At 50.9% G+C, this 13,317-nt stretch carries 12 protein-coding genes; 9 read left to right on the plus strand and 3 right to left on the minus strand.

The window, feature by feature from the left end; genetic code table 11:
* Positions 1 to 281: 281 nt before the first annotated feature.
* The 4 genes from ACTL32_RS14895 to ACTL32_RS14910 all read left to right on the plus strand — a co-directional run bounded on the left by ACTL32_RS14895 (position 282) and on the right by ACTL32_RS14910 (position 4,909).
* Positions 282 to 1,208 (plus strand): manganese-dependent inorganic pyrophosphatase, encoded by a 927-nt coding sequence (locus ACTL32_RS14895; RefSeq protein ID WP_441342236.1) that lies wholly within the window; start codon positions 282 to 284, stop codon positions 1,206 to 1,208.
* A 603-nt stretch (positions 1,209 to 1,811) separates the two neighbouring features.
* Positions 1,812 to 2,519, plus strand: coding sequence for a DsbA family oxidoreductase (locus tag ACTL32_RS14900; RefSeq protein WP_441342237.1), 708 nt, complete (start codon positions 1,812 to 1,814; stop codon positions 2,517 to 2,519).
* 94 nt (positions 2,520 to 2,613) lie between these two features.
* Positions 2,614 to 3,243 (plus strand): FMN-dependent NADH-azoreductase, encoded by a 630-nt coding sequence (locus ACTL32_RS14905; RefSeq protein WP_441342238.1) that lies wholly within the window; start codon positions 2,614 to 2,616, stop codon positions 3,241 to 3,243.
* 106 nt (positions 3,244 to 3,349) lie between these two features.
* Positions 3,350 to 4,909, plus strand: coding sequence for an FAD-dependent oxidoreductase (locus ACTL32_RS14910; RefSeq protein WP_441342239.1), 1,560 nt, complete (start codon positions 3,350 to 3,352; stop codon positions 4,907 to 4,909).
* A gap of 56 nt (positions 4,910 to 4,965) precedes the next feature.
* Here the strand turns inward: ACTL32_RS14910 and ACTL32_RS14915 are convergent, their stop codons facing one another.
* Positions 4,966 to 5,487 carry a YceI family protein gene (locus tag ACTL32_RS14915; protein WP_441342240.1) on the minus strand — a complete coding sequence of 174 codons (522 nt, stop codon included), beginning with the start codon at positions 5,485 to 5,487 and terminating at the stop codon, positions 4,966 to 4,968.
* 204 nt (positions 5,488 to 5,691) lie between these two features.
* Between ACTL32_RS14915 and murB the strand changes: the two genes are divergently transcribed.
* The 5 genes from murB (at position 5,692) to ACTL32_RS14940 (ending at position 11,364) form a co-directional block, all read left to right on the plus strand.
* Positions 5,692 to 6,609 (plus strand): UDP-N-acetylmuramate dehydrogenase, encoded by a 918-nt coding sequence (gene murB, locus ACTL32_RS14920; protein ID WP_441342241.1) that lies wholly within the window; start codon positions 5,692 to 5,694, stop codon positions 6,607 to 6,609.
* A gap of 93 nt (positions 6,610 to 6,702) precedes the next feature.
* Positions 6,703 to 8,178, plus strand: coding sequence for a potassium/proton antiporter (locus tag ACTL32_RS14925; RefSeq protein WP_441342242.1), 1,476 nt, complete (start codon positions 6,703 to 6,705; stop codon positions 8,176 to 8,178).
* Between the two features lie 104 nt (positions 8,179 to 8,282).
* Complete coding sequence (locus ACTL32_RS14930; RefSeq protein WP_441342243.1) at positions 8,283 to 10,649, plus strand: penicillin acylase family protein; 2,367 nt, start codon at positions 8,283 to 8,285, stop codon at positions 10,647 to 10,649.
* 35 nt (positions 10,650 to 10,684) lie between these two features.
* Positions 10,685 to 11,038, plus strand: a complete 354-nt coding sequence (locus ACTL32_RS14935) for a fluoride efflux transporter FluC (protein WP_441342244.1) — start codon at positions 10,685 to 10,687, stop codon at positions 11,036 to 11,038.
* The gene (locus ACTL32_RS14940; RefSeq protein ID WP_441342245.1) at positions 11,035 to 11,364 is read left to right on the plus strand and encodes a fluoride efflux transporter FluC; all 330 of its coding nucleotides are present in this window, start codon (positions 11,035 to 11,037) and stop codon (positions 11,362 to 11,364) included. The genes ACTL32_RS14935 and ACTL32_RS14940 overlap by 4 nt, the downstream gene beginning before the upstream one ends.
* Before the next feature lie 472 nt (positions 11,365 to 11,836).
* On the opposite strand, the gene ACTL32_RS14945 is transcribed toward ACTL32_RS14940, so the two are convergent.
* Together ACTL32_RS14945 and ACTL32_RS14950 are read right to left on the minus strand one after the other, a co-directional pair.
* Positions 11,837 to 12,823: a DmpA family aminopeptidase gene (locus ACTL32_RS14945; protein WP_441342291.1), complete on the minus strand. Its 987-nt coding sequence runs from the start codon at positions 12,821 to 12,823 to the stop codon at positions 11,837 to 11,839.
* A 74-nt stretch (positions 12,824 to 12,897) separates the two neighbouring features.
* Entirely contained in the window at positions 12,898 to 13,317 is a 420-nt protein-coding gene (locus tag ACTL32_RS14950) for a universal stress protein (RefSeq protein WP_204893455.1), read from the minus strand.

Consider the following 13,317-nt stretch of genomic DNA (forward strand, 5'->3'; position numbering starts at 1 on the left):
TCTTAAAATATTTTTATATGAGAGAATTATCATGTCCTTTTTTCCTGTATTATATATAATAGTAGGTATAAAGAATTACAATTCTCTACAAAAAGAAATAAAATTCGAATTTTTCACTTTGATGGACCATTTCCGGAAAAAGGAATGTGCTTTTCTTGAGTTTCAATGCATAATTCACAATGGAAATGCATTAAAGGTCCCATCGCACAATTGTATTTTGGCTCCCGGGGCAGTTGTGTTAAAATTATCACGGAAACCAACACCATTCAGGAGGCTAAAACATGTCAAACGTTTTTGTATTAGGCCATAAAAATCCGGACACAGATTCCATCTGTTCCGCTATATCGTATGCATATTTGAAAAAAGAGCTTGGAATGGATGCAGAGCCGATCCGTCTGGGCGAAGTGAACAACGAAACGGCATTCGCGCTCCAAAAATTCGGCTTCGACCAGCCGCGCCTGGTTGAACGCGTCTCGGAAGAAGTTTCACAAGTGATCCTGGTCGACCATAACGAACGCCAGCAAAGCGCTGTGGATATCGCGGATGTACAGGTGATTGAAGTGGTGGACCACCACCGGATCGCGAATTTTGAAACAACAGATCCGCTTTATTTCCGCGCCGAACCTGTCGGTTGCACGACAACGATCCTGTTGAAGCTGTTCAAGGAAAATGCGGTCGAAGTGCCGGAAAACGTAGCAGGCCTGATGCTGTCAGCTATCATTTCCGACTCGCTGCTGTTCAAATCGCCGACATGCACCGAACAGGACGTCCAAGCGGCCCGTGAACTGGCAGAGATTGCCGGCGTCGACGCTGCAGAATACGGCCTGGCTATGCTGAAAGCAGGAGCGGACCTCAGCAATAGAACATTGGAAGACTTGATGTCGCTGGATTCCAAGGAATTCGAAGCCGGCAGCCACCGCTTTGAAGTGGCGCAAGTGAACGCCATCGACGTGGCGGAAGTCACCAGCCGCCAAAAAGAAATCGAAGTGCTGATGAATGAAAAAATCGCCCGCAAAGGCCTGGATCTTTTCGTATTCGTTGTCACGGACATCTTGAACAACGATTCCGTTGCAATTGTCCTCGGCAACCGTTCAAGCATTATCGAAGGTGCATTCAAGTCGAGCGTGGTCGACAACCGCGTCCTGCTGCCAGGCGTCGTTTCCCGAAAAAAACAGATCGTGCCGGTCATCACCGAAGCATTAAGCTGACTCCTTTTGGGGTCAGTTTTTTTATTTGGCTGGACTGTCTTAAGAAGGCACAGGCAATAGGACGCCGCTAGTAGAGGAGAAGTTGCGTTGGGGAGGGAGCGGCAGTTTTTGAGGAACACAGATAGATTTTCTGTATCGCAGATAAAATCTGAGAATCGCCGATAAAATCCTGAAATCGCAGATAAAATCTCGGAATCGCCGATAAATTCCTAGAATCGCCGATAAAACACAGAACCGTCCAAATAGCTATTTTCTCCAGCGCTTGTCGGGGCTTTCTTGGGCATCTCCGCATTTCTTTGTCCAGCTCCAGCGGCCAGATTCTCGGGTCGTAAGCCACTTCGGCTGTGCGGCTGAAAACATGCCGCACAGCCGAATCGTCTTACGCCGGTCGAATCTAAACGGCCGCCTCCGCATTTCTCTTGTCCAGCTCCGATGCCCAGCCCCTCGAGGTCGCTTCGGTCTGAGGCCGAATGGCAAAAAACGCCATTCACCCCCAGCCCTCCAGCGCTTGTCGGGGCTTTCTTGGGCATCTCCGCATTTCTCCCAAGCAAAAAAATTGAGGGGGTGGGGGTTCGTTGTTATAGTATTCCGTGAGGTGAGAGAATGAAAATTGAAGTTTGGTCAGATTATGTATGTCCGTTTTGCTACATAGGCAAGCGCACACTGGAACAAGCATTGGAGAAATCAGGTTTTCACACACAAGCAGAAATTACTTATAAAGCTTTTCAATTAAACCCGGAGACGCCGGTCGATTCTACAGTATCGACTTATGAGTCTTTGGCTAAGAAGTTCGGCCGTTCGGTCGATGAAGCAAAAGAGATGACGAAAGGCGTTGCGGACCATGCCCGGTCTGTCGGCCTTGAATATAATTTTGACGGTATGGTGGAAGCCAATACGTTTGCTGCGCACCGTTTGGTGAAGTGGGCGGAAGAATCCGGAAAGGATGCAGAATTGGCTGAAGTGCTGCTGCGCTCGTATTTTGTCGAGGCAAAGAATGTCGGCAATTCTGAAACTCTGCTGGAGTTGGCTGAAGGGGCCGGGCTGCCGCGCAAAGAAGCGGAAGAAGTCTTGAATACGGACAAGTATGCCGCCGAAGTGGCAGGCGATATCGAAGAAGCCCGCCAGATCGGCGTACAAGGCGTGCCATTCTTTGTCATCAACCGCAAATATGCCATTTCAGGTGCACAGCCGCTTCAGGCATTCGTCGATTCGATTGTCCAAATCGCGGAAGAAGAAGGCATCCGCCCAAAATTGAAGCCGATGGGGCAAAGCAAGACTTCCTATTGCACGGGCGATTCATGCGAGGCATGAGCAGATAAATTGAATTGACTCCGGAATTTTATTATACTTAATGTATCTCAAATTCGAGAATAATAATAATAGCGAAAAAGGAGTTTTATAAATAATGAATGTTCTAGTTGTGAAAGCGAATAACCGCCCTGCTACTGAAGGGGTTTCAAGCAAAATGTACGAAGTATTCATGAATGAAATCGGCAGCGATGTCAACGTTAAGACTTTTGATGTGTTTAAAGAAGACATGCCATATTTCGGACAGGACTTTTTTGATGCGATGCAAAAATCTGCTCAGGCAGAGCCGATGAGCGACCTTGAACAGCGCATCTTGACAGCTTCTTCAAAAGCGATGGATGCATTCATGGACGCAGACGTTGTCGTTTTCGCCTTCCCGTTGTGGAACATGACAATTCCGGCAGCTCTGCAGACATTCATTGATTATATCAATCGTGCGGGTGTGACGTTCAAGTACACGGAAAACGGCCCGGTCGGCCTTGTGCCTGAAAAGAAAGTCATTATCCTGAATGCACGCGGCGGCATTTATTCCACTCCTGAAATGGCCCCGGCTGAAATGAGTGTATCGTATATCCGCAACATCATGAATTTCTTCGGTATCCAGGATATCAACGAAGTGATCATCGAAGGCCATGCACTGGACCCAGACCGTGCACAGGAAATCATTGCAGAAGGCCTGGAACGCGTGAAAGAAGCGGCACATTCCCTGCAAGGAATTAAAGCCTAAACAACAAATCAGAACCCGGAAGCGTAAACGCGCTTCCGGGTTTTTCTTTTGATTAAAAAAAGAGAGACAGGGTAGATAACTAGTAAACGAGACTAGGAGGGACGGCATGGCACAAAACGAACAGTTCAGCCGCGTACCAAAGGATATCGAATCGTACTGGAGAACCTATAAAGAAGTTCCCAGCTTCCCAGCCCTGCAAGGAAATGAGTCGACCGATGTCGGAATTGTCGGAGGCGGGATCGTCGGCATCATCAGTGCCTATCTGCTTGCGAAGGCAGGACGGAAAGTGACGCTGATCGACGCCGGCAAACTGATTGATGGCGTGACCGGGTATACGACTGCGAAAGTGACAGCTCAGCATGGTGCGTTCTATTATCCCTTGATCAAGATTGTGGGCGAAGCAAAAGCCCGCTTGTATTACGAAGCAAATATGGAAGGGAAGGATTTTATTGAGCAGACGGCAGCGGAGCTTGGCATCGACTGCGACTTCGCTGAATTGAACGCCTTTGTCTACGCCAACACGGCGCCTGGTGCCCTCATACTTAAAAAGGAAGCGGAAGCTTATGAAAAGCTCGGTATCCCGGGCGGTTTGGCAATGGACGAGGTGGAACTGCCTTTTGATGTGAAAGAAGCGGTCGTCATGCGCAATCAGGCGCAATTCCATCCAGTGAAATTTTTGGCGAAGCTAGTCAGTGAAATCGAGCGCATGGGCGGCAAAATCTATGAAAACACCCGCGCCCAAAAGATTCTCAGCAAACACGATCCGGTCATCCAGACGGAAAACATGTCCCATCTGTCCTGCAATAAAGTAATTGTGGCAACGCATTATCCGTTCAATGATTCGGATGGCTTCTATTTCAGCAGGATGTCAATCAGCCGTTCGTATATCATTGCCGCACGGACAACCGGAAAAATTCCGGAAGATATGTATGTCAGTGTAGATATGCCATCCCGTTCGCTCCGCTATGCATTGGATGAAAATGGCGAAAAGATGCTGTTGATCGGCGGCGATGGCCATCCGACCGGCAAAAGCAAGACGCCGACGATGGAGCATTACAAAAACTTGGAGCAGTTCGGTGAAGAACATTTTGGCCTCACGGATATTCCTTACCGTTGGTCAGCGCAAGATATGACGACACTTGATAAAGTGCCGTATATTGGCACAGTCACAGCTGGCTATGACAATATTCTCGTTGCGACTGGCTTCCATAAATGGGGAATGGCAAACGGTGCCATTGCCGGCAAAATGCTGACCGATCAGATTCTCGGAAGAGCCAACCCATATGCAGAAGTTTTCGATCCGACGCGCACCAAAGTAAAAGCGGTGGATGCTTTGAGCTTCATCAAAGACAATGGCGCTGTCGTGAAGGAACTTGTCAAAGGCAAAGTGCAGTCCACCTCAAAAACAGTTGGTGAGCTGCAAAAAGGTGAAGGCGGCTGGGTCAAAGTAGGCGGCAAAAAAGCTGGCGGCTACCGCGACGAATATGGGCAAGTCCATCTCGTGGATACAACCTGTACGCACATGGGCTGTGAAACGAAATGGAACGATGCGGAAAAATCATGGGACTGCCCATGCCACGGCTCACGATTCGGCTTTGCCGGCGAAGTGCTTGAAGGTCCTGCGGTGAAGCCGCTCAAGAAAATACAGGAACCGGGTTCCATATAAAGCAAAAAAGCAGTGCGGAAAAATGTCCGCACTGCTTTTTTAAGGATTTTTTGAAATTAAGCAGGATTTGCTTGCAGTTCTAGCGAAATCTTAATATCTTCGCCTACTAGCACGCCGCCTGTTTCAAGTGATTGGTTCCAAGTAAGGCCGAAGTCTTTGCGGTTGATTTTGCCTTCCGCATTGAAAGCGACGACTTCGACGCCCCATGGGTTGGTGCCTTTGCCGCCGTATTCAACTTCGAATGTAGCAGGGCGGGTAACCCCTTTGATTGTAAGGTTGCCGTTCAGTTCGTACTCGTCGTCTTTTTGGACGATTTCGTTCGCTTTGAACGTGATGTGCGGGTATTGTTCAGCATCGAAAAAGTCTGCAGAGCGCAAGTGGTTATCGCGGTCCGTGTTGTTTGTAGTGATGCTGGCAGTATCGATTTTGAAGTCGATCAAGGCATTTGTCAAATCTTCTTCGTTCGCTTCTACTTCTGCGTCAAAAGAAGTGAATGAGCCTTTTACTTTCGAGATCATCATGTGTTTTACCGAAAAGCCGATTTCAGAGTGTGCTGGGTCGATTGTCCATTTTTTCATTGTGAGTTCCTCCTAAGAATGTTTATTCTATTCAAACTATAACCCATACTTATCTCGGTGTCAATAATCTCATATTAAAATATCTCGAATTAAAGATATTTATTTTATCGGACTTTAGAACGGAAGATAGGGCTTTCCCTTGTCAAATCGGCTAGAAAAATAGATACTATTAGAAGTGAAAAGTTAAGAAGGGATTTGCTTGGGATGACGAAAGTACAATGGATGACCGATCTCCGCCGCTTTTTGGCTGAGGATCATGTGAAAATCGATGAACCGCTACACCTCCATACGTTAACAAGAATGGGTGGGCCGGCCGATATATTTGTTACACCGACAACTGAAGATGAGACTGCTTATGCAGTGAAATATGCACACGAGAACAATATTCCGCTGCTGCTTTTGGGCAACGGTTCGAATATGGTGGTCCGCGACGGCGGCGTCCGGGGCATCGTCTTGAATTTGAAGAGCCTCAAAACGATCCGGATCGAAGGCACTTCTGTTTATGCACAAGGCGGAGCCAATATCAAAGAGGTTTCGAAAGCTGCAGCATCCAACCGGTTGACCGGATTTGAATTTGCCTGCGGCATCCCGGGTTCCATCGGCGGAGCCATGGCGATGAATGCCGGGGCTTACGGCGGCGAAATCAAGGACATCATCACGCGGGCGACGGTATTGACGCGCGAAGGCGATAAAATAGTCCTTTCCAAGGAAGACTTGGAACTCGGCTACCGGAAGAGCATCATTACTAAAAAAGGCTATTATGTCCTGTCTGCAGAGTTTGAATTGGAATTCGGCAATCAGGCAGTAATCGATGCAAAGATGAGCGATTTGACGCATCAGCGGGAATCCAAGCAGCCGCTTGAGTTCCCATCAGCAGGCAGTGTCTTCAAACGCCCGCCGGGAAATTTTGCCGGCAAGCTGATCCAGGAAAGCGGCCTCCAGGGCAAAGGTTTTGGCGGAGCCGAAGTTTCCACAAAACATGCCGGATTTATTGTCAATAAGAACAATGCGACTGCGAACGATTATATCCAAACGATTGAAATGGTGAAATCGGCAGTCCGTGAAAAGTTCGGAATCGATCTTGAACTTGAAGTGAAAATCGTCGGGGAAGATTCTTTTTGACCCCTGAGCGGCCGCCTTTCGAAGGCGGCCGTTTTTTATGTAGAAAGAGGATTATGATATACTAAACTATCTGACAATAAAAGGAGGTCCGTTATGATTGAATTCTCGACTAACGGTTTGATCCTCATGGGTGGGATTTTCCTGTTGGCCGGAGTGCTGATGACGAAGGTTTCATCGAGGGCCGGTGTGCCGTCCCTGGTGCTGTTCATGATTATCGGGATGGTGCTGGGAAGCGATGTCTCGGGATTGATTTATTTTTCAAACGCGGAAATTGCCCAGCTGGTCGGCATCGTAGCACTCATTTTCATCCTTTTTGAAGGGGGGCTGCAGGCAAAGTGGAAGCACATCCAGCCTGTTCTCGGCGGTTCTTTGTCCCTCGCGACCATTGGAGTCGTCATTACCACCACCATTGTAGCGGTAACCGCAAATTATATCCTCGATATTTCCTGGCTTGAGGCCTTTCTTTTAGGTTCGATCGTCGGCTCGACCGATGCGGCGGCGGTATTTTCCGTTCTTGCCGGACAGAATATCAAATCAAAAATCTCTTCAACGCTGGAAGCGGAATCCGGAACCAACGATCCGATGGCAATGTTTCTGACAATCGCATTCATCCAACTTATTACTTTGCCTGAAGCTTCCGTCGGGACCATGTTTGGCAGTTTCATTCTGGAAATGGGGCTTGGGGCAGTATTCGGAGTGACTTTGGGCTTCCTGGCTTCCTGGACGCTGAACCGGATCCGACTGGACGCTTCCGGACTGTATCCTGTCCTATCCGCCGGATTTGCCATTTTCATTTACAGTGCGACCGCGATGCTTCATGGCAGCGGCTTGCTCGCCGTTTATTTGGCGGCGCTTGTCATCGGGACCCGCCAATTGACGCAGAGCTACTCGATCATCAGTTTCCATGAAGGGGTCGCGTGGCTAATGCAGATCATCATGTTCGTTTTGCTCGGGCTCCTGGTATTCCCGAGCCAATTGTTCGACTGGGATCTCATGTGGAGAGGACTTGTGCTGTCGTTCGTACTCATTTTAGTGGCGCGGCCGATTGCCGTCTTTATTTCCACGCTGTTCTTCAATTACAGTTTGAACGAGAAGCTGTTCCTTTCATGGGCAGGGCTCCGGGGAGCGGTGCCGATCGTGCTGGCCACTTTCCCGATGCTTGCGGGTGTGGAGAACAGCTACCTGTTCTTCAATATCGTCTTCTTTATCGTGTTGACCTCTGCATTGATCCAGGGTTCGACCATTCCCTATATGGCCATGAAGCTTAAATTGAACGGCCGGGCATTGCCGAAACGCATCCATTCACTTGAGCTGATTTCAATGGACCGGGCGAATGCGGAAATGCTGGAAGTGGAGCTGACTGCGAAATCGCCGTTTGCCGGGCAGCTGGTTCAGACGATCGGCCTTCCGAAGCAGACGCTGATCAGTGCCATTATCCGATCAGGAAAGCTGGTCATGCCGACCGGGACGACGAAACTTAAAGTCGGCGACGTCCTTTATGTGCTGACGGAGAAAAAGCAGGTGCCGAAAGTGAAAATGGTGCTTGGCGAAGAAGATATCAACCATTGAGCCCGCTTCTGGCGGGCTTTTATTTATGGGGGAAAAAGGGATTTGCCGGCTGCCGGTCGAAAGGAATAGACAGAACAAAAGAAAGCAATAAGGGGGGAAAGCAAGTGGGGAAAGAGCCGAAAAATAGAAAATGGCTAAAATGGGTTTTAGGGGTTTTAGGCGGCGTATTGATATTGGCAGTCGCGGCACTCATTTTTGTAAACGTTTACATAGGAAAGTCGAGCCCGCAGGTAGAGGGGGAACTGTCAGTCGGCGTCCTTGACAGCAATGTCATAGTGACACGCGACTCGATCGGCGTCCCGCACATCGAAGCGGAGTCGGATGCGGACCTCTACCGGGCACAAGGCTACGTTCAGGCGCAGGACCGCCTGTTCCAGATGGACTTGTCGCGCCGCCAGGCAAGCGGAAGGCTTGCGGAAGTGGTGGGCGCTGCAGCAGTGGACCGGGATAAATTCTTCCGCGCGTTCAGTTTGCGCGATGCAGCCGAAAAATCTTGGGAAGGCTATGATGCGGATGCGAAGCAAGTGCTCCAGTGGTACGCCGAAGGGGTCAATGCATTCATGGAAGAAGCGAAAAAGGAAGGCAAGCTGAGCTATGAGTTTGCCTTGCTTGGCTACGAACCCGAAGAATGGACGCCGACCGACTCGCTGACGATCGGAAAATTCATGGCTTATGACCTGGGCGGCCACTGGTCTTCGCTTGCCGTCCGCCACTGGGCGCTGAACGAATTCCCGGAACCCAAAGCGAAAGAGCTTTTCATCCAATATCCGGAAGACGCGCCTGCCATCATTGCGGCCAATAAAAAACAGCCGGTGCAAGTTGCGGGAGCATTCGATTCATCGCTAGTCCCGCCGGAGTTCAACGGCAGCAACAACTGGGTCGTTTCCGGCGACAAGACGGAAAGCGGCATGCCGCTTCTGGCGGATGATCCGCATTTGGGCTTGTCGACGCCGTCGATCTGGTACCAGATGCATTTGAAATCGCCGGAACAGAATGTCAGCGGCGTCATTTTTGCCGGGATTCCTGGAATCATCCTGGGCCATAACGAGAAAATCGCCTGGGGAGTGACGAACGTTGGTCCGGATGTGCAGGATTTGTACATTGAGACGCCGAATCCGGAGGACCCGACCCAATTCCTCTATGAAGGCGAATGGGAACAGGCGGAAGTCCGGAAAGAACCGATCAAAGTGAAAGACGGCGAGACCGAGGATTTCGATGTGCTTGTGACGCGCCACGGCCCGATTATTTCGGATGTTATCTATAAAGAAGAGGATCCCGGGGCGCAATTCTCGATGCAATGGACAGCGCTCGAACCGACGCTTGAGCTGCAGGCGGTGCTGAGCTTCAATAAAGCCTCGGACTGGGAAGAGTTTGAAGCGGCCCTCGAAGATTTCCAGGCGCCGGCTCAGAATTTCGTCTTCGCTTCGACTGACGGGACGATCGCCTATAAAGCGAACGGGCGCATTCCAATCCGGAAAAATGGCGACGGGCAATTGCCGGTCCCAGGCGATTCAGCCGACTACGGCTGGGAAGGCTTTGTGCCATTCGATGAGCTGCCGACCGTCGTGAATCCGGAAAGCGGATTTATCGCTACGGCGAACAACGAAGTCGTCGATGATTCCTACCCATACCACATCTCCGATTTTTGGGCGCAGCCTTATCGCTATGAACGGATTGCAGAAGTGCTGGAAGCATCGGATGATTTGACGAAAGAAGACATGATTGCGCTGCAGATGGACCAGAAAAATTTGTATGCGGCTGAGTTTCTCGATGAAATGATGGCTGAAGTGCAGAAAGAGACCGATCGATTCGATGAGCTGTTTGCGATGATGGCGGAATGGGATCAGGTGGACAGCCGCCATCAGGCAGCGCCGCTCGTGTTCCATAAATGGATAAAGCAGCTGCCGGAAACCTTGCTCGCTGAAAGTTTCCCTGAAGATGTCTTTACGCTGCTGCCCGGCAAAAACCACATCACCGATGAAATGATGCGGGATGCATTCGAAGGCAACGAAGGCGCATGGATCAAGGAGTATGGCGGCACCGGCAAATGGCTGGCGGACGCTTTGGAGACAAGTGTCCGTGAAATTGAAGAGGAATTTGGGGAAGACCCCGAAGATTGGGAATGGGGCGAAGACCATAAACTGACATTTCCGCATCCGCTTGCCGGAGCTTCCCCGATATTTGCCGAGTTCCTGAATCCGGACCCTGTCCCGATCGGCGGTTCGAACATTACCGTCCAGGCAGCTGCATTTGACAGCGAAGGCAATGTCGACCACGGAGCCTCGTGGCGTTTCGTTGCAGATCTGAGCGACTTGTCGAGTGCCCACCACATTGTCGGCCCCGGATTGAGCGGCCATATGAAGTCGGATTTCTTCCACAACCAAGTGGATGACTGGGCAAGCGGCGATTATCATGAAACTGTGCTCCAAGAGGAAGTGGAAGGGTCGGTCTTAACCTTGCTTGCCGAGTAAGTTATACTGGAGAAAACGGTTTGGGGTCGGTCGGGGTGAAGAACGGATTAGCGGTAGGATTTGGCGGGATGGCAGGGGCTCTATTAAGGGCAGGCATATATGAAATGGCGTCCTCCGCGGCGGCGTTATGGACAGTGAATCTGCTCGGAAGCTTCTTTCTTGGCTGGGTGGCAGGCCGCTTTCAGCAAAAGTCTGCCCCGTTCCGGCTTTTTGTTTCCACTGGCCTGCTCGGTTCCTTCACGACGTTTTCTGCGTTTTCGGCGGAATGGTTCCGCTTGATCGAAGCGTCCTTTGTGCAAGGGCTGCTGTTTGCAGTGGGAATGACGGTTTTGTCAGCAGCAGCAGCAGCTGCTGGACTGGCCGCCGGCAGAAAGGGGGGCGCCGGATGATTGCGATCGCTCTGGGCGGTTTCTTGGGGGCTTTTGCCCGCTATTGCTTCTATATGCTGGCTGAAAGCCGTTCTGCCCAGCCGAAAATTGCCACCTGGTTCGTCAACAGCGCCGGATCGTTCGTGCTAGGCGCATTCCTTGGTGCCGGGAGCGATTCCCTGTTCTGGATAACCGGCTTCCTCGGTGCTTTTACCACGTTTTCCACCATGGCGCTTGATGCCGTAAAGGATTTCGAGGACGGCTGCCTGCTGCAGGCAGCGGGCTACCTCGGGGCTACACTCCTGAGCGGCATCCTGCTGTTCAGTGCCGGGTATTATTTCTTGTAAAATAAAAACCGCTCCGATCACCCGGAGCGGTTTTATTGGTTGTTGAGAAAGATCTGAATTCTCTGTGTTTTAATTGATAAACTGATATTCGTCAAAACAGCTTCGTAAAACCGTATGCTAATGTCTCTACATAGTTCAGTACATGAAAAATTGTTGAGCGCTTTGAGCCATGTCTTGGCGACGAACTTGCGCAGGAGCAGTATGGTTTTCTGCGCTGTCTTGTTCTATATCTCAGAGAATTTTACTCTATCAGCTTCATATTATGTACATTCCTCTGATAGTAAGCCTCTCCAGCGCCGGCGCGTCCTCGGGCTAGGCGAAGCTATGAGACGAGTGTTCTTCTCGGCTCATAGCTAGAGCCATGCCCAAAGCGGCCGAAGCGGGTTAACGGGTTTGTTTCTCTCATTAACTTTTCTCTCGAAGGTTTCTCGATTGTCTGAAAAAACCGCTCCGATAACCCGGAGCGGTTTTATTAGTTAAATTCTCCTTTTTCAATGACGCGGCCCAGCCGGCCTGTGGTGGTTTCGGCATGGAAAAGCGACTGGTAGACCGCTTCTTCGGTTGCTTCGATGGTGCCTTGGAACAACTCGGCCATCAACGGATGCTCATCCCGGAGCAGTGTAGCGGTGCGGAACGCTTCTTTGGAATAGTGGGAAACGCGGCCGGCAGTGGAAAAGGCGATGATAATGTCGCCGCTGCCGTTGTGGATATGGGTGCCGGTGCGTCCGAGGCCGATGGCGGCCCGTTTGGCAACGCGCTTCAACTGGCGGCTGTCGAGCGGGGCATCGGTGGCAACCACAATGATGACCGAACCATCCGGTTTTTCAGGAGCGGGGGAATCGGGCTGCCAATTCGCAATGGCGATTTCCTCCTTGCGCCCGAAATTCGACAGCACCAATGCGCCGACGGTGAACGCTTCATCTTCAAACCGCGCAATGCGGGATGAGGAGCCGATGCCGCCCTTGACGCCGTAGCAGATCATGCCTTTGCCGGCCCCGACAGCCCCTTGGGCGAAATCGGCGGAAGCGGAATCGATCGCTTGCGCTGCGTGCTCCGGTTTGACGGCCATGAGCCGCATCGAATTCAAGTAACTGTCATTGCATTCGCCGACCACGATATTGAGTGAACTGGTCGAATCGCCGATTGCCGGGTTCTGTTTCAGCATCCAGTCCATGGTCCCTTGCAGTACAGCCGCTACGCTGAACGTGTTCGTGAGCATGATCGGCGACTCGAGTACTCCGAGTTCATCCACCTGGATAAGGCCGGCGGTTTTGCCGAAACCGTTCAATACAAAGCTCGCGGCCGGCACTTTTTCTTCGAACCAGTTGCCGGCATGCGGCAGGATGGCCGTGACGCCCGTGCGGACGGCATCGGTTTCCGAAAGGTCCGCATCCAGCGTCGTGTGGCCGACTGTTACGCCTTCAATGTCTGCTATCGAATTCAAGTTCCCTTTTTCCATTGACATCACCATTTTCTTTTTTCTCGATTATACCAAAAAGAGCAGTCCCCGGAATTTCCGTGGACTGCTCTTTTTCATTTCACGATAATGACAGGTGCCTGCACGCGCTTCGCCACTTTATGGCTGACGCTGCCGAGCACCATTTCCTGCAGGGCATTCAACCCGCGGCTGCCGATAAAGACGACGTCATAGCCGATTTCGTTGGCATGTTTGACGATGGTCGGGCCGGGGGTGCCGTGGAGCGTTTTTGTTTCAAAAGCTACGCCTGCATCACGGAAGATCTCCTCGAGCGGCAGCAGATGCTTGCGGCGCTCGAAATGGACTTCGTCGCTGCTTTGCCCATGGAGGATTTCATTGCGTGCTTTTTCATAGTCGATGACGTAAAGCAATGTGACGACAGCATCGGGGTTCGATTTTGCCATCTTCACGGCTTCGCGTGCGGCGCGTTTTGAATGGTCGGAACCATCTGCCGCGACGAGGATTTTCTGGTACAT

This window comes from Planococcus sp. FY231025 (assembly GCF_052078085.1).
GTDB lineage: Bacteria > Bacillota > Bacilli > Bacillales_A > Planococcaceae > Planococcus.

Coding starts and splice junctions, on each gene's coding strand:
- ACTL32_RS14910 (WP_441342239.1), top strand. CDS start 3,350: ATGGCACAAAACGAACAGTTCAGCCGCGTACCAAAGGATATCGAATCG.
- ACTL32_RS14950 (WP_204893455.1), bottom strand. CDS start 13,317: ATGTACCAGAAAATCCTCGTCGCGGCAGATGGTTCCGACCATTCAAAA.
- ACTL32_RS14900 (WP_441342237.1), top strand. CDS start 1,812: ATGAAAATTGAAGTTTGGTCAGATTATGTATGTCCGTTTTGCTACATA.
- ACTL32_RS14915 (WP_441342240.1), bottom strand. CDS start 5,487: ATGAAAAAATGGACAATCGACCCAGCACACTCTGAAATCGGCTTTTCG.
- ACTL32_RS14905 (WP_441342238.1), top strand. CDS start 2,614: ATGAATGTTCTAGTTGTGAAAGCGAATAACCGCCCTGCTACTGAAGGG.
- ACTL32_RS14895 (WP_441342236.1), top strand. CDS start 282: ATGTCAAACGTTTTTGTATTAGGCCATAAAAATCCGGACACAGATTCC.
- ACTL32_RS14945 (WP_441342291.1), bottom strand. CDS start 12,823: ATGGAAAAAGGGAACTTGAATTCGATAGCAGACATTGAAGGCGTAACA.
- murB (WP_441342241.1), top strand. CDS start 5,692: ATGACGAAAGTACAATGGATGACCGATCTCCGCCGCTTTTTGGCTGAG.
- ACTL32_RS14940 (WP_441342245.1), top strand. CDS start 11,035: ATGATTGCGATCGCTCTGGGCGGTTTCTTGGGGGCTTTTGCCCGCTAT.
- ACTL32_RS14925 (WP_441342242.1), top strand. CDS start 6,703: ATGATTGAATTCTCGACTAACGGTTTGATCCTCATGGGTGGGATTTTC.